The following is a 20,016-nucleotide window of genomic DNA, read 5'->3' as shown; positions in this document are numbered from 1 at the left end:
TCAAGCCGATTGCAGCACCGACTGACCGCTCATTGCCAGGTCCAGCAGTTCACGGTTGGCCACGGCGTACATGGCGTAGTCCGTGCCGACCGCGGCACGAATTTCCACCATCATCGCGCGCCAGCGATCGGCCATGTCCTGGTGCTGCTCAAGCCACAGGGCCACGCGGGCTTCCATGTCTTGCGGCGCATCGGCCATTTGCAGTACCGAAATGGTGATCGCGCGCTGCTGCCAGTCCACATCGTCGCGGAACGCTTCGCGGGCCTGAGCCTGCCAGTTGTTGGCCACGGGCAGATCGCTGATCTGCTGCAGGTACCACGGCAGGTCCAATGCGCTGCCTACAGCGAAGTAGGCCTTGGCCACTTCGGCAGCATCGTGCCCGGTGACGTCGGCGGCTTCGATGATCGGCAACAAGGTGTACAGGTGCGTGGTGCCTGCCACCATACGCGCCAACAACTCCGGCACGCCGGCTTCGGTGTACGCCTGGTAGCGGTTCTGCCAGCCTTCGCGAGTCGGGCCTTCCAGCAGTTCGTCGAGTTTAAGACCCAACGCAGCCAGGTGCGGACCGAAGTGTGCGGTGTCGCGACCAGCATCCTGCTCATTACGGCGGCTGCGCAGGAACCAACGCGTGGCGCGGCGCCCCAGGCGCATCAGCTCGTCCATCAGTTCCAACTGCACGTCAGCGGAGACCTGATGATCCAGGGCTTCGATCTGACGGAACCAGTGCGGGAGATGGAAGATGTCACGCACGATCACATACGCACCGGCTACGTTCGCCGGGCTCATGCCGGTCGACTCTTTGAGCCGCTGCACAAAGGTGATGCCCATGTGGTTGACCAGATCGTTGGCGATCTGGGTGCTGACGATCTCGCGCTTGAGACGGTGACGGCGCATGGCCTCGCCGAACTTGGCCACCAGGCTCGGAGGGAACGCGGTCTCCATGTCACGGGTCAGGTAGTCGTCGTCCGGCACCAGAGACTTAAGCAAAGCTTCCTTGAGGTCGATCTTGCTATAGGAGATCAGCACTGACAGTTCCGGACGTGTAAGGCCCTTGCCAGTGGAGGCACGCTCGGTGAGCTGCTCCTCGGTCGGCAGGTACTCAATGGCGCGGTCCAGTTTGCCACGGCCTTCCAGGTCGCTCATCAGGCGCTTGTACTCGGCGGCACGCTCGTAGGCTTTGCGCGCGGCCAGGGACAGGGCCTGGGTCTGCTTGTAGTTGTTGCCCAACACCAGGCTGCCGACTTCGTCGGTCATGCTCGCCAGCAACTGGTTGCGCTGCTTGTCGGTCATGTCGCCGGCCTGCACCACTTCGTTGAGCAGGATCTTGATGTTCACTTCGTGGTCGGAGCAGTCCACGCCACCGGCGTTGTCGATAAAGTCGGTGTTGGAACCGCCGCCATTGAGGCCGAATTCCACACGACCCAGCTGGGTCATACCGAGGTTACCGCCCTCGCCCACTACCTTGCAGCGCAGTTCGTTGCCGTTGACCCGCAGCGCGTCGTTGGCCTTGTCGCCCACGTCGGCGTGGCTTTCGGTGCTGGCCTTGACATAGGTGCCGATACCGCCGTTCCACAACAGGTCCACTGGCGCCTTGAGCAAGGCGTTCAGCAGTTCGGTCGGGGTCAGCTTGTCGGCCTGGATATCGAAGCGTTCTTTCATCTGCGGCGAGATCGCGATGCTCTTCGCGCTGCGCGAGAAGATACCGCCACCTTCGGACATGATGCTGGTGTCGTAGTCGGTCCAGGCCGAACGCGGCAGCTCGAACATGCGCTTGCGCTCGACGAAGCTGGTGGCCGGGTTCGGGTTCGGATCGATAAAGATGTGCAGGTGGTTGAAAGCTGCGACCAGTTGCAGCTTGTCGGACATCAACAGGCCGTTACCGAATACGTCGCCGGCCATATCGCCGACGCCGACGACAGTGATGCTGTCTTCCTGCACGTTGATGCCGCGTTCACGGAAGTGACGCTGCACGCCGACCCACGCGCCCTTGGCGGTGATGCCCATTTTCTTGTGGTCATAACCGGCCGAACCCCCGGAGGCGAACGCATCACCCAGCCAGAAGCCGTAGTCGATGGCGATGCCGTTGGCGATGTCGGAGAAGGTCGCGGTGCCTTTGTCCGCCGCTACGACGAGGTACGGGTCATCGTCGTCATGACGCACGACATTGGCCGGCGGCACCAGGGCGCCGTCTTTCAGGTTGTCGGTGATGTCCAACAGGCCGGAGATGAAGATGCGGTAGCAAGCGATACCCTCGGCCGCGATTTCGTCGCGGCTACCGCCCAGTGGCAAGCGACGCGGCAGGAAGCCGCCCTTGGCACCCACCGGCACGATCACCGAGTTCTTCACCTGCTGGGCTTTTACCAGGCCCAGCACTTCGGTACGGAAGTCTTCTTCACGGTCGGACCAGCGCAGACCGCCCCGCGCAACGTTGCCGAAACGCAGATGCACGCCTTCGACCCGTGGCGAGTACACGAAGATCTCGAACTTCGGCACCGGCTTGGGCAGTTCGGGAATGGCGCGCGGGTCGAACTTGAAACTGAAGTACGACTTGTTCTGGCCGCTGGCATCGGTCTGGTAGAAGTTCGTACGCAGGGTAGCCTTGATCAAGTCCAGGTAGCGACGCAGGATGCGGTCTTCGTTGAGCACCTGAACGTCGTCCAGGGCGCTGAGGATCGCCTGTTCCAGACGCTGCTGCTTGTCTTCCAGATCGTCGGCGGTGAGTTTGCGCGCCAGGTAGAAGCGGGTCTTGAACAGCCGAGTCAACTCGCGGGCGATGTCGGTGTGGTTGTTCAGAGTGCTGGCGATGTAACCCAGATCGAAGCCCAGGCGGATCTGCTTGAGGTAACGGGCGTAGGCACGCAGCAGCGCCACATCGCGCCATGGCAGGCCGGCGGTGAGCACCAGACGGTTGAACGCATCGTTTTCGGCGTCGCCATGCACGATGTGTACGAAGGCGTCCTGCAGGGTGTCGTTGAGCTGCTGGATATCCAGGTTCACGCCTTCGGCGGCGATAAACGCAAAGTCATGGATCCAGAACTCGCGGCCATTGGCGTGGCGCAGGCGGTACGGGAACTCACCGAGTACGCGCAGACCGAGGTTTTCCAGGATCGGCAGCACGTCGGACAGCGCCAGCGGCGTATCGGCGTGATACAGCTTGCAATGCAGCTCACGCTGGCCGGAAACCTGGCCCAGCGGCTGGTAGAAGCTCATCACCAGCGGGTTGGCTTCGGTGAGGCTGAGCAGGTGCTGCATGTCGACCACCGCCGAATGCGCGGCGAAGCGCTCACGGTAGCCGGCCGGGAAGCCTTTCGGGAAGTCCGCCAACACGTTGGTGCCGTGGGCTTCGCCGAAGCTTTCCACGACGAGGCTGGCATAGTCGTCCTGCCAGCTGCGGCAGGCCTGGATCACTTCTTTTTCCAATTGCAGCGGGTCGATGTCCAGTCGGTTCTTCGGGTCGACCCGCAGAATCAGCTGCACGCGCGCCAGTACGGATTCGGAGAAGAATGTCCAGAATTCGCAGTCGCTGGCCTTGAGGCGATCCATCAGCACTTGCTGGATCTTCTGGCGCACTTCAGTGGAATAGATGTCGCGCGGCACGTAGGCCAGGCAGTAGCAGAAACGACCGTATGGGTCTTTGCGCAGGAACACGCGGATCTTGTTGCGTTCCTGAATCTGCACGATGGACATCACGGTGCTGTACAGCTCGTCCACCGGGGTCTGGAACAGATCGTCGCGGGGCAGCACTTCAACGACTTGCGCCAGCTCCTTGCCCAGGTGCGCCTTGGCCTGGAAGCCCGAGCGACGCTCGATCTCCGCGACCTTGCGGCGGATATAAGGAATCACACGTACGCTTTCGCCATACACCGACGAGGTGTACAGGCCCATGAAGCGGCATTCCTTGATGACCTTGCCGTCGGCGTCGATCTCGCGGATCGACACGTAGTCCGGGTAGGCTGGGCGATGCACGCGGCTTGGGTGTGCGGCCTTGGCGAACGACAATACGGTCGGCTCGCGCAAGTACGACACGGCGTAGTCTTCGATGCGCAAGTCTTCGGCGGTGAGACCGGCGCGCAGCAACTTGGTCAGACCGAGGAACGAGCTGGCGTCATATTCGATATGACCGCCGTCCGCCTCGTCACGTACCACAAATTCTTCGTAGCCCAGGAAGGTGAAGTGGTTACCTACCAGCCACTCCAGGAAGTTCTTGATCTCGGCTTTTTCTTCGCCATCGATGCTGAACTGGCTGGCGTCGATACCGGCCAACAGGTCCTGGACCTTGGCTTTCATCGGCTCGAAATCGGCCACGGCCACGCGCACTTCGCCCAGCACCTGCTCCAGCTCTTTGCTCAGCACGCTCAGTTCCGCGGCATTGGCGCAGCGGTCGATCTCCAGGTACATCAGCGATTCTTGCTGGATACCTTCGCCCTGAGTGCCTTTGGCCAGGATTTCCTGCAGCTCGCCCTTGCTGCCGCGACGCACGCTGAGCACGGTGGTTTGCAGGGTGTGGATGCTGTAGCCACGACGGTTCAGCTCGGTGCGCACCGAGTCCACCAGGAACGGCAGATCGTGGTGCAGCACTTCGACCGCAGTGTGGGTCGACTGCCAGCCGTGACGTTCGTAATCGGGGTTGTAGACCCGCACTTGCGGTTGGGTGTGGTCAAAGCGCTCAAGCAGGCGCCAGGCAGACAGGGTGCAACCGGCCAGGTCGGAAAGGCGACGCTGGGTCAGTTCGTCCAGGGAAATGATGCCGAAGAATTGTTCAGCGAACAGCGCCACTTGTGGCAGTGCCTGTTCACTGATGTGCTGCGCCAGTGCCGCTTGCAGTTGGTGCTGGAAGTCGGCCTTGCTGGCTGCGGTGAAGAACGCCATCTGTGGTACTCCGCTTGGGCTTGTTATTGATGGAAGCGTCGCGTGTTATCCCCTGGTGGGGAGACCGTCATCTCGGTTCGTCAGTAACCATAAACGAATCCGAGTGACAGGTGGGTGAAGCTGGACAAGTCAATAAGGTCACATTCGACGTCCACTGGATGCACCGCCTGCCGATAACGGTACGACGGGCAGGTCAGAGTCGCGCAGAAAGTCCATCCAACGCGCAGCTTAACGAGTGCAGTCAGCAGACTGCTTGCTGCACTGCGACATATTCGGACATCTCCCGGCAATGCCCGGTTGCACCAAGAGCAACCCTGATAGCCGCACAGGTGCTGGCTGCGGCTGAACGCGGGGCTGCTGTGCATAAAAGGGTCCAAAAGCCGGAAGGTAAAATTTCATACGCTCACACAATCTAAATCTTAGTTCCCTATAGGAACCGTATTGCAAAGTTCTGTCACTTAGTTCGAGCCCAATTTCATTCTATGACTACTCCATGAGGCTCAAATGAACGTGCATCCACTCTCTAACCCCACTCTTGGCGCCGCGGCCGCTGCCCCTTCCGCAATGCCTTCTACACGCTCAAGTACGAACGATGCAGCCCCTGCAGTGCGGCAGGAGTTCCCGGCGGCCTACTTCAAAGCGCCAGTGTCGGTCAATAAGGCCGTGGAACAACTTCGCACCGACTACACGCCCCCAAAAACACCTGATCAAGTCACCTCACTTGAGGTCAGGCGCCAATTAAAGGAAAGGTTCGGAAAAGATATTGACCCCGATAAAACCTACTTGGTGAGTATTCACTATGACCATCGCACCAACACGCCACCTTATAGCGGGGTCATTGTGCAAAAAATTTCACTGACCCAGGCGGCGAGGCTCAACCAGCAGGACGAACCGAGTTATAACGGCGCAATACGTTCAAAAGAAGACGGCCCTTTTGAAATAAGAGAAAGTTCAAGGCATACAGAAGAACCGGATGCCCTTGGCATGTTCCCGCGCCCCAACGAAAGCGGGTTCACCAGCCATTTCCAAGGTATTTACACAGAGCCTCAGCCAGGCTCGGAAAATATCTATGACGCCAGTAACAGAGTCGATATCTCAGCAGCCGACTTCAAACAGATGGTCTGGGACAACAGCTATAAAACCCCCTATGACCAATACTTGGAAAATTACTGGAACAACAACACCCGCCATACCTACAGCCAGGCATCGCGAGGCGCCTTTTTGAAGGCGTCGCACACACAACACCATGATCAGTCCCTTACTGAAAACGATCGAAAAATTGCCATGGGTGTCGCCGGCCTACCCGCCGACAAAAGTTACTCATCCCTGACGTCCAATGACCTGGAACAACCCTATAAGGCCGACCCAAACCTGGAAACGAAGTTCCTCACCTTCAAAGGTTATAAAATGCGCGCCTTTTACACTCAGGATAAGTCCACAGGCAGGGTCCTGTTGTACCTTCCCGATCAAGCGTCCATGTTGAAGGGTTTTGACTCGAAGACAGAAATGAATAAGTGGCTGGCCGAGCAATTGAAAGACCCGGAGAAATTCGAGAACTTCAAACTTTATTTCCGCCCGCAGGATCTCCCCAACGAGTTCATATCCAAAGGTGTCGATGCTCATATAGAACAAACTCGCGAGTGGCTTAAACAAGATGGCCTGCCAGTCTCCAAACAGGAAGAGTTAGGTTACTTTAACGAGGGTGGCCTGTTCGATGGCGAAACAGTCCAAGGCAACCCGTTCGAGGAACTCCAGCAGCGCACCGAGCAAGATCTGAAAAGCGCTACTGATTTTCAATTTGTACTCAATCGCGACTACAAGGCCAACACGGCGATCAAATACCTGAGTTGGGCGAAATATGGACTGCTCCTTCTGGCTCCGCTTGGACTCGCTTATCCGCCACTGGGGATAGCACTGACAGCGGCAAGCGTCGGGTTGGGTGGCGCAGAACTCGGCTTCGGCATAGACAGCCATGTCAATAAACGCCCGAATGCGGACAAGCGCATCATAAAGGGTGCCTTGAACACCATCTCCCCTATCGCCAGCAGCGGTATGGGGAATGCGTTCAAACCCATAAGCAGCGCGCTCAAGCTCTTGGCTATGAAACCCGGATGAGGGTTTGATACAAATGCCGGCACAAAGCCTGAGGTAATGGCAGAATTAAAGCCTGGCGGCCTCGAAGCCGCCTTTCAAACAGGACTTCTACATGCAACTGACCACCACCCACCTACTCGCCACCCCGTGCGATGACGAAGAAGACAACATGGCCATGCTGTGCTGCCACGGCAATAACGGCGAAATGTTCATGCTTAGCCGTTATCCGGACGAAGACGAGGTGGAGCTCACCTGGGATTACGAGCCGTCGACCCTGGATGGACTGAAGGTCACCCTGAGTGATACGACGTTGCGCATCGAGCTGGCTGCCGGCGATGCCGACGCACTGGGGGGCAAGGATCACTTGGAGATCACCCACGCCACCGCCGCCTCCGACCTGGCCGAGGTGGAGCAAACCTTGCAGAACATCCTCAAAGGCACCGGCACCTACACCCGGACTTAATGGTGGGAGTGTTCACAACAGGAAGTGCACCTTCGCACAAAATTCCTACAAGTTTTGCCAAAAATACCCGTTACGCCGTTAGTCGCCACGCCCCTCGATGCATTAAAGTAGTGCCCCCCAGCCCGGTGTTTGTTTCTTAGCACGCGGGCTCATCTTTCCAGGAACCGTCATCGATGGAACATCGTGAAGCGCTGCTCGCGCTGCGAACCTTTCTTTCTACGCAGATTCTCGGCCAGGAAAAGCTCATCGAGCGCCTGCTCATCGCCCTGCTCGCCGACGGTCATATGCTGGTTGAAGGCGCGCCGGGCCTGGCCAAGACCAAGGCCATCAAAGAGTTGGCCGAAGGCATCGAAGCGCAGTTCCATCGTATTCAGTTCACCCCCGACCTGTTGCCCGCCGACATCACCGGCACCGAAATCTATCGCCCGGAAACCGGCAGTTTTGTGTTCCAGCAAGGGCCGATCTTCCACAACCTGGTGCTGGCGGACGAGATCAACCGCGCGCCGGCCAAGGTGCAATCGGCGCTGCTTGAAGCCATGGCCGAGCGCCAGGTCAGCGTAGGCCGGAGCACCTACGACCTGTCGCCGTTGTTCCTGGTGATGGCCACGCAGAACCCCATCGAGCAGGAAGGTACCTATCCACTGCCCGAAGCCCAGCTCGACCGCTTCCTGATGCACGTCAAAATCGGCTTTCCCGACGCCACCGTGGAACGGCGCATCTTGCAGCAGGCCCGTGGCGAAGCGCTCAACGGCGAAACCAAGCCCGAGCGGCGCGTCAGCCAGCAGGCGATCTTTGCCGCGCGCAAGGAAATCCTCGGCCTGTACATGGCCGACGCGGTGGAGGAATACCTGGTGCAGTTGGTCATGGCCACGCGCACCCCGGCCAAGTTCGACCCGGAAATGGCCGAATGGATCGCCTATGGCGCCAGCCCGCGCGGTTCTATCGCCCTGGATCGCTGCGCACGCGCTCATGCCTGGCTGGCCGGGCGCGACTTTGTCAGCCCCGAAGACATCCAGGCGGTGCTGTTCGACGTGCTGCGCCACCGCATCATCCTGTCGTTCGAGGCCGAAGCCGCCGGTATCGATCAGGACCGCGTGGTGCAACGCATTCTCGACGTCGTTGCCGTCGCTTGAAATCGATGAATGCCAGCGATGGAATCCGCGTCACGCTCAGCGAGCTGATTGAGATGCGCCACCGCGTGCGCGAGGTGCAGCTGTTTTCCACGCCCAGCCAACGCAGCCCGTTGATCGGCCTGCACCATTCCAAGCTGCGCGGACGCGGCGTGGACTTCGATCAGGTGCGCGTGTACCAGGCCGGCGACGACGTGCGTACCATCGACTGGCGCGTCACGGCGCGCACGCAGGAACCGCACACCAAGCTGTTCCACGAAGAGCGCGAACGCCCGATTTTCATCATGGTGGAGCAAAGCTGCCGGCTGTTTTTCGGCTCCGGCCAGATGTTCAAATCGGTCCTCGCCGCCCAGGCCGCCAGCCTGATCGGTTGGGCGGCGCTGGGGCATAACGACCGGGTCGGCGGGCTGGTGTTCGGCGACAACGAGCACTACGAAATCAAGCCGCGCCGCAGCAAGCAAAGCCTGCTGCAATTGCTCAACCGCCTGGTGCGGGTCAACCAGAGCTTAAACACCGACACCCGCCCCGAGGCCGACGCCCTGGGCATGGCCCTGCGCCGTGGCCGTGAAGTCCTGCGCCCCGGCAGCCTGGTGATCGTGATCTGTGACGAACGCGCGCTGAGCGAAGGCGCCGAGCAGCAATTGAGCCTGCTGTCGCGCCATTGCGACCTGCTGCTGTTGCCGATCTCCGATCCCCTCGACCATGCGCTGCCTGCCGCCGGGCTGCTGCGCTTCGCCGAGCGAGGCGCGCAACTGGAACTGGACACCCTCAATTACGACCTGCGTCAAGCCTACAAGGCCCAGGCCGAAGCCCGCAGTGCGCGCTGGGAATTACTCGCGCAGAAACTGCGGGTATTGCTGATGCCGTTGAGCACCCAGAGCGAAATGGTCGAGCAGTTGCGCGAATACCTCAACCCACAACGCCCGGTTAAAAAGCAATGAGCAGCCTTGAGCAACTGCAACCGCTGATCGCCCCGCCGGCCATAGGTTTTTGGCCGCCCGCACCGGGTTGGTGGCTGCTGTTGTTGCTGATTCCGCTGCTTGGCTGGGGCGCGTGGTCGCTGCGCCGCTTTCTGCCAACGCGCCGCCCGGTGGTGCGTGCCGAACAACCGCTGGACCCTTTACGCATCGCCGCCCTCGCCGAATTAGCGCTGATGCCCAAACCCTACGACGGCGCGCCCGCCGGGGCTTGGCTGCAACAACTTAATGGCCTGCTCAAGCGCCTGTGCCGCAACGACTACCCCTACAGCCAGAGCCACACCCTCAACGGCCGCAAATGGCTGGCGTTCCTCGACAACCGCTGCCCCGCCGCCGGCCTGACGCGCTGGATGGTCTTGGTGGAAGGCGCCTACAAACCCGAATGCAAACTCGACGACAAGGCCATCGCCGGTCTGACCCAAGCCGTCGACACCTGGATTCGCAAACATGTTTGAGTTCGCCTGGCCGTGGATCTTCCTCCTGCTGCCGCTGCCCTGGCTGATGCGCCAAGTCTTGCCCGCCGCCGACAGCGGCGAACCGGCGCTGAAAGTCAGCTACCTCAGCGACCTCGAAAGCCTGGCCCGGCGGCGCGCGCGCTCCAACCTGCCGGGCTGGCGTCAACAGGCACCGTTCGTAGTGTTGTGGCTGTTACTGTTGACCGCCGCCGCGCGCCCCGAATGGCTCGGCGAACCGCTGCCGATCGCCGCCAGTGGGCGCGACCTGTTGGTGGCGGTGGATGTGTCGGGCTCCATGGATTTCCCCGATATGCACTGGCAGGACGAAGACATCAGCCGCCTGAACCTCGTCCAGCACCTGCTCGGCGACTTTCTGGAGAGCCGCGAAGGCGACCGCGTGGGCCTGATCCTGTTCGGCAGCCAGGCATATTTACAGGCGCCACTGACCTTCGACCGCCGCACCGTGCGCGCCTGGCTGGATGAAGCGCGCATCGGCATTGCCGGCAAGAACACCGCCATCGGCGATGCCATCGGCCTGGCCTTGAAACGTCTGCGCCAGCGCCCGGCCCAGAGCCGCGTGTTGATCCTGGTCACCGACGGCGCCAACAACGCCGGGCAGATCGACCCGTTGACCGCGGCGCGCCTGGCCGCCGAAGAAGGCGTGAAGATCTACCCCATCGGCATCGGCGCCGACCCCGAACAAACCGGGTCGCTGGGCATCCTTGGGGTCAACCCAAGCCTGGACCTCGACGAACCGGCGCTCAAAGCGATTGCCGAGGCCACTGGCGGTCAGTACTTCCGGGCCCGCGACGGTGCAGAGCTGCTAGCCATCAAAGAGACCTTGGACACCCTCGAACCGGTCGAGCAGCAACCGACCCAGGCCCGCCCGGCACTGGCGCTGTACAGCGCGCCGTTGGCACTGGCGCTGATTTTGAGCCTGTTGCTGGTGATCCAGGAGCGCTGGCCGGATAACGCGTTGCAACGCGGGTTCGACAAGTTGGCGAGCAAGGGCATGTTCCTGCAACCCAAGCCGCAATGGCGCCAACGCCTTAAACGCCTGCGTTTGCGGAGGCGTCGATGATCGACCTATGGCCGCACTGGTTCCGCCCCTGGTGGCTATTGCTGCTGCCGCTGCTCGGCTGGTTGCTGTGGCAACTGTGGCATCGGCAAAAACGCGCCGGGCGCTGGCAGATGATCCTGCCGCCGGCCTTCCATGGGGTGCTGCTCAGCGGTGGCAACGGGCGCGAAAGCAAATCGCCGTGGGTGGTGCTCGGTATCGCCTGGCTGCTGGCGCTATTGGCTTTGCTCGGCCCCAGTTGGCAACGGGTGGAGCAGTCCAGCCAGAAACCATCCGACCCCTTGGTGGTGCTGCTGGAATTGACCCCGGAAATGCTTGCCACCGACAGCCCGCCGAACCGCCTGGAGCAGGCGCGCCGCAAGCTGTATGACTTGTTGCAGGCCCGCAGCGACGCGCAGACCGCCATCGTGGTGTACGCCGGCAGTGCCCACACCCTGGTGCCGCTGTCGGACGACCTGGCCACCAGCGGCAACCTGCTGGAAGCCTTGCGCCCCTCGATCATGCCCGAGCCCGGCCATCGTGCCGACCTGGCCGTGGAAAAAGCCCTGGGCTTGCTGAACCAGGCCGGCCTGGGCCAAGGACGACTGTTGCTGATCGGCTCGTCGCTGTCCAAGCAGGAACGCCAAGGCATCCGTCTGCTGCTGCAAAGTGCCCAGGCGCCGAGCCTGTCGATCCTTGGCATCGGCAGCCGCGAGGGCACCCCGGTGACCCAAGAGAATGGCGAGTTCCTCAAGGACGAACAAGGCGCGATCCTGGTGCCGCGCCTGGACAGCCCGACCCTCAAGGCGTTCGCCAGCGAAATGGGCGGCCGTTACCGCGCCGCGCGGCTGGATGATAAAGACCTGCGCCAACTCGGCATGCTGGATGCGCCGCAGACCCTGCGCGACGACGGGCAACGCCTGCGCCTGGATACCTGGGCCGACCAGGGTTACTGGCTGCTGCTGCCATTGCTGCTGCTGGCGGCCTGCGCCGGTCGCCGCGGCTGGCTGTTCTGCCTGCCTTTATTACTGCTGAGCGCACCGCAACCCAGTTACGCGTTTGAGTTGACGGATCTGTGGCTGCGCCCGGACCAGCAAGGCCAATACCTGCTCAAGAAACAACGCCCGGCCCAAGCCGCCGAGCGTTTCGAAGACCCGCAGTGGCAGGGCGTGGCGCTTTACCAAGCCGGCAACTACGCCGAGGCGGCCAAGCGCTTTGCCCAAAGCAATGACGCCTATGCTCACTACAATCGTGGTAATGCCCTGGCCAAGGCCGGCGAGCTGGAGGCGGCGCTGGACGCCTACGACCAGGCGCTGGAAGCCCAACCCGATCTGCATCCAGCGTTGAAAAACAAAGCCCTGGTGGAGGCCTTGATACAGGAACAGGCCCAGGCGCAGGCCGAGCAAAAGCCCGAGTCACCGGCGGAAAATCCAGATGACGAACCCCATCAACCGGGCCAGACTGCGCAACCGGGCGCCGACGGGCAAACCGGCACCGGCGGCGAAGCATCCCCTCAGGGCCAGGGCGAAGCCGGCAGCGGCGATCCCCAGGCCGGCGCCAAACCGCCTAGCGGCGGCAATGAAGTCCCGGGCAGCGAGTTGGGCGACGAACAAACCACGACCCCACCGCTGCGCCGCACCGATGCCAGTTTGGATGAACAGCGCCAGGCCCTGGAACAATGGCTGCGGCAGATCCCGGATAACCCCGGCGAACTGCTACGGCGTAAATTCTGGTACGAACAGCAACAACATCAGGACAAGACTCGATGAGCCGCCCCACCCTTCTGCTTCTGCTCGCGTTGTCGGCCAGCACCGCCCAGGCGGCGAACCTGGTCGCCAGCGTTGACCGCAGCCGCCTCAATTCCGGGGAAACGGTGGAACTGACGGTGGAATCCAGCGATGTCACGCAGTTCGGCAAGCCCGACCTGTCGCCCCTGGATGCGCAGTTTGAAGTCAGCGGCACGCGGCAGATCAACCAGCTCACCACCCTGGGCGGCGACAACCACGCCACCACGCGCTGGATCATCACCTTGCTGCCCAAGGAAAACGGCACCGTGGTGATCCCACCGCTTCAAGTGGGCGAGCTTCAGACTCAGCCGATTACCTTGCAAGTGATCGAAACCGCCAGCCAGAACACCAGCGCGGAACTGGCGCCGGTATTCGTCGAAGCGAACCTCGACCAGTCCAGTGTGTACGTTCAGGCCCAGGCGCTGTTGACCGTGCGCGTGTACCACTCGGTGTCGCTGTATGACGACAGCAGCCTTACACCGTTACAGATCGCCGATGCCCGCGTCGAGCAACTGGGGGAATCGCGCACCTATGAAAAAGTCATCAACAGCATCCGTCATGGCGTGATCGAAACCCGCTATGCGATCTACCCGCAGCACAGCGGCAGCCTGGAGGTCGGTGCGCAGACCTTCAGCGCCACCCTGGTTGAATCACGCCCGCCTCAGGAAAATACGCTGCAAGGCACCAAGCCGGGCAAGCTGATCCACGTCAGCTCCGCGCCTCTGCAATTGACCGTCAAGCCCAAACCGGCGCTCTACCCGGCCGATGCCCCGTGGCTGCCGGCCCGTAGCCTGACCCTGAGCGAAAGCTGGAACCCCGAGCCGCAACAGGTGCAGGTCGGCGACTCCCTGACCCGCAGCCTCACGGTCAAGGCCGAGGGCCTCTCCAGCGCACAACTGCCGGCCCTGCCCAGCACAGATATCAGCGGCCTGCGTCGCTACCCGGATCAACCGGTGCTCGGCAACCAGACCAGCGACCGCGGCCTGATCGGCAGCCGCGAAGACCGCGAAGCCCTGGTGCCCAGCCGCGCCGGCGCACTGGAGCTGCCCGCCGTCGATGTGGTGTGGTGGAACACCCATGAGGACCACCTGGAGCGCACCAGCCTGCCGGCGCGCACTCTGCAGGTGGCCAATAACCCGAGCCTGATGGTGGACACCCCCGCCACCCCCACCATCATCACTGCTCCGGACGATAGCCGCCTGTGGCTGTGGCAACTGAGCACTTTGCTGCTGGCCTGCACCACCTTGCTGGGCTTCGGCCTGTGGTGGCGCGCCCGCCGACAACCAGCGGTGCAACGCGCGGCGCAAACCGGCCCCAGCCCGCGCACGTTGCTCGACGACCTCAAACGCGCCACCCAGGCCAACGACCCGCAGGCGACCCGCCAGGCGCTGGATGCCTGGGCGCGGCAACAACCGGAAACCCTGGCCGACATGGCCGCGCGCTTCGTACCGCTGTCGGATGCGTTGGATGGCTTGAACGGTGCGCTCTACAGCGAAAGCGGCCAGTACTGGCTGGGCGAAGACTTGTGGCGCGCGATCAAGGCCATCCCCATGGCTGAACGTGAAGCGGACCCGGCGACGGACACCACCAGTTTGCCGCCGTTGTATCCCAAATAGCCCTCCCACAGTGGATCTGCCTGGTTTGGAGCAACGGGTTGGCAATACAGGTAAACTCCCCTCCTTTCTCTCTACCCCACGGAGTTCGCCTTGCGTCTGTTCCACACCTCCGACTGGCACCTGGGCCAAAACCTCCATGGCCAGGAACGCGACTTCGAACATGCCTGTTTCCTTGAGTGGCTGCTGCGCCAGATCGGCACTCAGCATCCCGATGCGCTGCTGATCGCTGGCGATATCTTCGATACGGTCAACCCACCCCTCAAGGCCCAGGAGCGGCTGTATGACTTCATTATCAGCGCCCATGAACAAAACCCCGACCTGACCATTGTGATGATCGCCGGCAACCACGATTCCGGCTCGCGCATCGAGCTGCCGGCGCCGTTGATGCGGCGCTTGCGCACCCATGCCCTCGGCCGCGTGTTGTGGCTCGATGACGGGCAACTGGATGCCGAACGCCTGTTGATTCCGCTGCCGAACGCCAAAGGCAAGATTGCCGCGTGGTGCCTGGCGTTGCCGTTTCTGCGCCCGGCGGAGGTGACCGGCGCGCAGTTGGGCGACGACTACCTGCGCGGCATCGGCCAGGTGCATGAGAAGCTGATCGCCGCCGCCAATGCCAAACGCAAAAAAGGCCAGGCGCTGATCGCTATCAGCCATGCGCATATGGCCGGCGGTTCGGTGTCGGAGGACTCCGAGCGCAGCCTGATCATCGGCAATGCCGAGGCGCTGCCCGCCAGCCTGTTCGACAACAGTGTCGGCTATGTTGCCCTGGGCCATTTGCACAAGCCGCAAAAGGTCAATGGCGAAGAGCGCATTCGCTACAGCGGCTCGCCGATTCCGTTGTCGTTTTCCGAGATCGGCTACAAACACCAGATTCTCGATGTGACCTTCCAGGGCCAATGCCTGGTGGGCGTAGAACCGATCCTGATCCCTCGCTCTGTGGAGCTGCAACGCCTGGACGCAGCACCGCTGGCGGATATCCTCAAGCAACTCGCCGATCTGCCCGACATCGATCTGCTGGCCGAAACCCAGCGCCACCCCTGGCTCGAAGTGCGCGTGCGCCTCGACGAGCCGCAGCCGGACCTGCGCCAACAGATCGAAAGCGCCCTGCAAGGCAAGGCCGTGCGGCTGGTGCGCATCGCCGCCGAATACGCCGGTATCCGCAGTGGCAATGAAAGTGACGACGAGCGCCTGATCGAACTCGACCAACTGACGCCCCAAGAGTTGTTCAGCCGCGCCTGGCAGGACAGCTATGGCAGTGAAGTGGATGAACAGACCTTGAAGGACTTCGCCATGTTGCTCCAGGAAGTGCAACAGCAGGAGGAGCAGCCATGAAAATCCTCGCCATTCGCCTGAAAAACCTCGCGTCCCTGGCCGGGCCGTTCGAGATCGACTTCACCGCCGAGCCCCTGGCCAGTGCCGGGTTGTTCGCAATCACCGGGCCGACCGGCGCCGGCAAGAGCACCTTGCTCGATGCGCTATGCCTGGCACTGTTTGGCACAGTGCCGCGCCTGGGCGACACCGGCCAGGCGAAGATGCCGGATGCCGACAGCGATATTTCCATCGGTGACCCGCGCACCCTGCTCCGGCGCGGTACCGGCGGCGGCTATGCCGAGGTGGATTTTGTCGGCGTCAGCGGCCGTCGCTATCGGGCGCGCTGGGAGGCCAATCGCGCCCGCGACAAGGCCAGCGGCAAGTTGCAGAACAGTCGGCAAAGCCTGATCGATCTGGACAGCGAGCAACTGCTGGCCAGCCAGAAAACCGAATACAAAACCCAGTTGGAACTGGCCCTGGGCTTGAATTTCGAACAGTTCACCCGCGCCGTGTTGCTGGCGCAGAGCGAGTTCAGCGCGTTCCTCAAGGCCAACGACAACGAGCGCAGCGAGCTGCTGGAAAAACTCACTGACACGGCGCTGTACACCCAGCTCGGCCGCCGCGCCTTCGACAAGGCCAAGGAGGCCAGGGACGCGCACAAACAGCTGCAAGACCAGGCCGTGGGCGTGGTGCCGCTGAGCGCCGAAGACCGCGCCGAACTGGACCGGCAACTGGCCGAGGCTCAGCAGCAGCTCAAGGCGCAGCAAGCCCAGCTCAAGCAACTGGAAGCGCAGCACACCTGGCTCAAGGAACTGCGCGAATGGCAGGAGCGCCAGCTCGACGCCACCCAACAGCTGCAACAGGCCCAGGCCGACTGGGACAGCCTGGGCGCGCAGCGCGAAGACCTCAGCCGCTTGGAGCAACTGGCGCCCCAACGTCATCACTTCGCCCGCCAGACCGAGCTGGCCGCGGAGCTCACCCCGCTGGCCGCGCAGATTCAGCAGCACATCGCGCAGCAGGCCCAATTGCTGACGCGCCAGGACCAGGCCCAACAGCAGCAAGCCAGTGCCCACGCCGCATTGGAGGCCGCGCTGCAAGCCCAGAGCGACGCCGTCCCCTTGCTGCGCCAGGCCTTCGATGGGCAAAACAGCCTCGCCCATTTGACTAAAGACCTAGCCAAGCACAGCGCCGACCAGCAGCAACAGGCCGCCGCCAGCAGCGAAGGCCAAGCGCGCCTCAGCGCGTTGCAGGCCAAACAGGCCGAAGTTGCCGAGCGCCTGCAACGCCTGGCCGACGACCTTGAGCGCAGCGCCGCGCTGGCGCCCCTGGCCGATGCCTGGACCGCTTACCGCGACCGCCTGCAACACTTGATGCTGATCGGCAATCGCCTGAACAAAGGCCAGGCCGAACTGGCACAACTGGAACACCGCGCCAACACCACCGCCGAAGCCTTTACCGGTCAGCGCGACGCCTTGGCCCTGCTGTACCAGGAAGCCGGCGCCGAGCCCCAGGCGGTGGCCGAGCAGATCCAACTGCTCGCCAGCCTGTTGCAGGACAATCGCAAGCAGCAACGCGCCGTCGAAGACCTGACGCGGCTGTGGGACAGTCAGCAGCAGCTGGATCAGCAGGCCGCCACCCTCACCCAGAAACTCGCCGACGCCCAACAGCGACGCGAACTACTGAACCAGGCCGGCCTGCAAGCCAAGGCCGATCTGAGCGTGGCCGAGCAGACGCTGACGGTGACCCAGCAACTGCTGGAACGTCAGCGCCTGGCCCGCAGCGCCAGCGTCGAAGAGTTGCGCGCACAATTGCAGGACGGCCAGCCGTGTCCGGTGTGCGGCAGTCATGAGCACCCCTATCACCAACCCGAAGCGTTGCTGCACAGCCTTGGCCGGCATGACGACAACGAGCAAGCCACGGCGCAACAGGCGGTGGATGCACTCAAGGAGAAACTCACCGAGCTGCGGGGCGAAGTGGGCGGTTTGATCGCCCAGCAAAAGGAGTTTCTGCACCAGCAGGAGCAGTTAGCCGCGCAACAACTGGCGCTGAAGCCAAGCCTGGACGCCCACCCGCTGAGCACCGCGCTGTTCAATCAGGACGCCCCCCAACGCAGCCCCTGGCTGGCGACCCAACTGGCTCAGCTCGGCCAGAGCATCAGCCAGGACGAGCAGCGCCAGAGCGCCCTGCTCAACCTGCAACAGAACGCCGGGCGCCTGCAGCAGCAACTGCAAGCGGCCCAGGACGCGAGCCAACAAGCCCGTCAGCAATGGCTCGACCAGCAGCGCGAACTGGCCAATGACCGCGAGCGCCTGGAACAGGAACTCAACGCATTCGCCAGCCTGTTGCCCGCCGACACCCTGGACGGCCTGCGCAACGATCCGGCCGCGACCTTTATGCAGCTCGATCAACAGGTCAGCCAGCGCCTGGAACAGTTAGGCCATCAACGGGATGAACGCGAAGAACAACAGGAACGTCAGCAGGTCATCGAAAAAGAACAGACCCATCAACAGCATCGTCAGGCGCAATTGGAGGCGCTGAGCCAGCAAGTGGCCGAACTGACCCGCCAGCAACAGGCCGCCGCGCAAGCCCTCGCCGAGCTGCTGGGCCCCCACACCAGCGCGGAACACTGGCAGCAGCAGCTGGAGCAAGCGGTGGCGCAGGCGCGTCAGAGCGAGAGCGACGCCAACCAGCAACTCCAAGACACCCGCACCACCTTGATCCAACTGGCCGCCGACCTTAAGGCTTGGCAGGCACGCCAACAGGCGCTGCACACCGAACAACAGGCGCTCGATGCGCGCCTGAGCCAATGGCGTGCATCGCACCCGGAACTGGACGATGCCGGTCTCACTCGCTTGCTGGCCATGGATGACACGCAGGTCAGCGCACTGCGTCAGCGCCTGCAAACCAGCGAAAAAGCCGTGGAGCAAGCCAAGGTCTTGCTGCAAGAGCGCGAACAACGCTTGGCTGAACACCAGGCCCTGCACAATGGCAACCTCGACGCCGAACAGTTGGACAACCACCTCGCCGCGCTCAGCCAGCAACTGGCCGATGCGGAGAAGCAGTGCGCCGAACTGCGCGCGCGCCAGGCCGAAGACCAACGTCGCCAGCAGGCCAACAACGTGCTGGCCGAGCAGATCGCCAAGGCCTATGAAGAATGGCAACGCTGGGCCCGGCTGAATGCCCTGATCGGTTCGGCCACCGGCGACACCTTCCGCAAGATCGCCCAGGCCTACAACCTGGATCTGCTGGTGCATCACGCCAACGTGCAGCTGCGCCAGCTGGTGCGGCGCTACCGCCTCAAGCGCGGCGGCAGCATGCTCGGTCTGTTGGTGCTCGACACCGAAATGGGCGATGAACTGCGCTCGGTGCATTCGCTGTCCGGCGGCGAGACCTTTCTGGTGTCGCTGGCCCTAGCCCTGGGGCTGGCGTCGATGGCGTCCAGTACCTTGAAGATTGAGTCGTTGTTTATCGACGAAGGCTTCGGCAGCCTCGACCCCGAATCCCTGCAATTGGCCATGGACGCGCTGGACGGTTTGCAGGCCCAGGGGCGCAAAGTCGCCGTGATTTCCCACGTCCAGGAAATGCATGAACGCATCCCGGTGCAGATCCAGGTCAAGCGTCAGGGCAATGGCCTGAGCACCTTGGAGGTCAAATGAGCGAAGCGTTGCTGTACTCGTTCCGCCGCTGCCCCTACGCCATGCGCGCGCGGCTGGCGTTGCGCTACAGCGGCGTAGCGGTGCGCATTGTCGAGGTGAGCTTGAAGGCCAAGCCGCAAGAGATGCTGACACTCTCGCCCAAGGGCACGGTGCCGGTGTTGAGTGTGGACGGCCAGGTGATCGACGAAAGCCTGGCGATCATGCAGTGGGCCCTGGCCCAGCACGATCCCGACGATTGGTTGCTGGGCGGCGACCCGGCGGTGCTGGCGCTGATTGCCGAGAATGACGGCGGGTTCAAGCATTGCTTGAATCGCTACAAATACGCCGAACGCTACCCGGAATACCCGATGGAACACTATCGGGGCGAAGGCGCAGTGTTCTTGCACACTCTGGAAGGTTTGCTGGCTGAGCGCGCCTACTTACTGGCCGAGCACCTCAGCCTGGCGGACATGGCGCTGGCGCCGTTCGTGCGTCAGTTCGCCCACGTAGACCGCGATTGGTTTGCCCGTGCGCCCTACCCGCGCTTGCAGCAATGGCTGGATGAGTTCCTGCAATCGCCCTTGTTTATCGGCGTGATGGCCAAGGCGTAAGGTGTGCCAGC

At 62.4% G+C, this 20,016-nt stretch carries 12 protein-coding genes; 11 read left to right on the top strand and 1 reads right to left on the bottom strand.

What is annotated here, in order from left to right; genetic code table 11:
* The gene (locus K1567_RS02165) at positions 1-4,869 is read right to left on the bottom strand and encodes an NAD-glutamate dehydrogenase (RefSeq protein ID WP_220698061.1); all 4,869 of its coding nucleotides are present in this window, start codon (positions 4,867-4,869) and stop codon (positions 1-3) included.
* 504 nt (positions 4,870-5,373) lie between these two features.
* Here K1567_RS02165 and K1567_RS02160 point away from each other — a divergent pair.
* The 11 genes from K1567_RS02160 (at position 5,374) to K1567_RS02110 (ending at position 20,005) form a co-directional block, all read left to right on the top strand.
* A complete protein-coding gene (locus K1567_RS02160; protein WP_034098220.1) occupies positions 5,374-6,984 on the top strand; it encodes a dermonecrotic toxin domain-containing protein in 1,611 nt (536 codons plus the stop codon).
* Between the two features lie 91 nt (positions 6,985-7,075).
* Positions 7,076-7,426, top strand: a complete 351-nt coding sequence (locus K1567_RS02155; protein WP_034098222.1) for a hypothetical protein — start codon at positions 7,076-7,078, stop codon at positions 7,424-7,426.
* 173 nt (positions 7,427-7,599) lie between these two features.
* Positions 7,600-8,559 carry a MoxR family ATPase gene (locus K1567_RS02150; protein WP_034098224.1) on the top strand — a complete coding sequence of 320 codons (960 nt, stop codon included), beginning with the start codon at positions 7,600-7,602 and terminating at the stop codon, positions 8,557-8,559.
* A gap of 5 nt (positions 8,560-8,564) precedes the next feature.
* Positions 8,565-9,497 carry a DUF58 domain-containing protein gene (locus K1567_RS02145; RefSeq protein WP_034098225.1) on the top strand — a complete coding sequence of 311 codons (933 nt, stop codon included), beginning with the start codon at positions 8,565-8,567 and terminating at the stop codon, positions 9,495-9,497.
* Positions 9,494-9,988, top strand: coding sequence for a DUF4381 domain-containing protein (locus tag K1567_RS02140; RefSeq protein WP_034098227.1), 495 nt, complete (start codon positions 9,494-9,496; stop codon positions 9,986-9,988). The genes K1567_RS02145 and K1567_RS02140 overlap by 4 nt, the downstream gene beginning before the upstream one ends.
* Positions 9,981-11,069 carry a VWA domain-containing protein gene (locus K1567_RS02135; protein WP_034098229.1) on the top strand — a complete coding sequence of 363 codons (1,089 nt, stop codon included), beginning with the start codon at positions 9,981-9,983 and terminating at the stop codon, positions 11,067-11,069. The genes K1567_RS02140 and K1567_RS02135 overlap by 8 nt, the downstream gene beginning before the upstream one ends.
* Positions 11,066-12,814, top strand: a complete 1,749-nt coding sequence (locus K1567_RS02130) for a tetratricopeptide repeat protein (RefSeq protein WP_034098231.1) — start codon at positions 11,066-11,068, stop codon at positions 12,812-12,814. Before K1567_RS02135 ends, K1567_RS02130 begins: the two co-directional genes overlap by 4 nt.
* Positions 12,811-14,448 carry a BatD family protein gene (locus K1567_RS02125; protein ID WP_220698060.1) on the top strand — a complete coding sequence of 546 codons (1,638 nt, stop codon included), beginning with the start codon at positions 12,811-12,813 and terminating at the stop codon, positions 14,446-14,448. Before K1567_RS02130 ends, K1567_RS02125 begins: the two co-directional genes overlap by 4 nt.
* A gap of 90 nt (positions 14,449-14,538) precedes the next feature.
* Entirely contained in the window at positions 14,539-15,780 is a 1,242-nt protein-coding gene (locus tag K1567_RS02120) for an exonuclease SbcCD subunit D C-terminal domain-containing protein (RefSeq protein WP_047882359.1), read from the top strand.
* Complete coding sequence (locus K1567_RS02115; RefSeq protein WP_220698059.1) at positions 15,777-19,415, top strand: AAA family ATPase; 3,639 nt, start codon at positions 15,777-15,779, stop codon at positions 19,413-19,415. The genes K1567_RS02120 and K1567_RS02115 overlap by 4 nt, the downstream gene beginning before the upstream one ends.
* A complete protein-coding gene (locus K1567_RS02110) occupies positions 19,412-20,005 on the top strand; it encodes a glutathione S-transferase (RefSeq protein ID WP_169902658.1) in 594 nt (197 codons plus the stop codon). The genes K1567_RS02115 and K1567_RS02110 overlap by 4 nt, the downstream gene beginning before the upstream one ends.
* Positions 20,006-20,016: the final 11 nt, after the last annotated feature.

Source organism: Pseudomonas sp. S5F11, assembly GCF_019641515.1.
GTDB classification, from domain to species: domain Bacteria; phylum Pseudomonadota; class Gammaproteobacteria; order Pseudomonadales; family Pseudomonadaceae; genus Aquipseudomonas; species Aquipseudomonas rhodesiae.
The sequence above is the reverse complement of the archived record's forward strand: the minus strand, read 5'-3'. Positions and strand labels throughout refer to the sequence as shown.

Excerpts from the sequence above, each read along its gene's own strand:
- K1567_RS02165 (WP_220698061.1), bottom strand. The coding sequence starts at position 4,869 with ATGGCGTTCTTCACCGCAGCCAGCAAGGCCGACTTCCAGCACCAACTG.
- K1567_RS02160 (WP_034098220.1), top strand. The coding sequence starts at position 5,374 with ATGAACGTGCATCCACTCTCTAACCCCACTCTTGGCGCCGCGGCCGCT.
- K1567_RS02155 (WP_034098222.1), top strand. The coding sequence starts at position 7,076 with ATGCAACTGACCACCACCCACCTACTCGCCACCCCGTGCGATGACGAA.
- K1567_RS02150 (WP_034098224.1), top strand. The coding sequence starts at position 7,600 with ATGGAACATCGTGAAGCGCTGCTCGCGCTGCGAACCTTTCTTTCTACG.
- K1567_RS02145 (WP_034098225.1), top strand. The coding sequence starts at position 8,565 with ATGAATGCCAGCGATGGAATCCGCGTCACGCTCAGCGAGCTGATTGAG.
- K1567_RS02140 (WP_034098227.1), top strand. The coding sequence starts at position 9,494 with ATGAGCAGCCTTGAGCAACTGCAACCGCTGATCGCCCCGCCGGCCATA.
- K1567_RS02135 (WP_034098229.1), top strand. The coding sequence starts at position 9,981 with ATGTTTGAGTTCGCCTGGCCGTGGATCTTCCTCCTGCTGCCGCTGCCC.
- K1567_RS02130 (WP_034098231.1), top strand. The coding sequence starts at position 11,066 with ATGATCGACCTATGGCCGCACTGGTTCCGCCCCTGGTGGCTATTGCTG.
- K1567_RS02125 (WP_220698060.1), top strand. The coding sequence starts at position 12,811 with ATGAGCCGCCCCACCCTTCTGCTTCTGCTCGCGTTGTCGGCCAGCACC.
- K1567_RS02115 (WP_220698059.1), top strand. The coding sequence starts at position 15,777 with ATGAAAATCCTCGCCATTCGCCTGAAAAACCTCGCGTCCCTGGCCGGG.
- K1567_RS02110 (WP_169902658.1), top strand. The coding sequence starts at position 19,412 with ATGAGCGAAGCGTTGCTGTACTCGTTCCGCCGCTGCCCCTACGCCATG.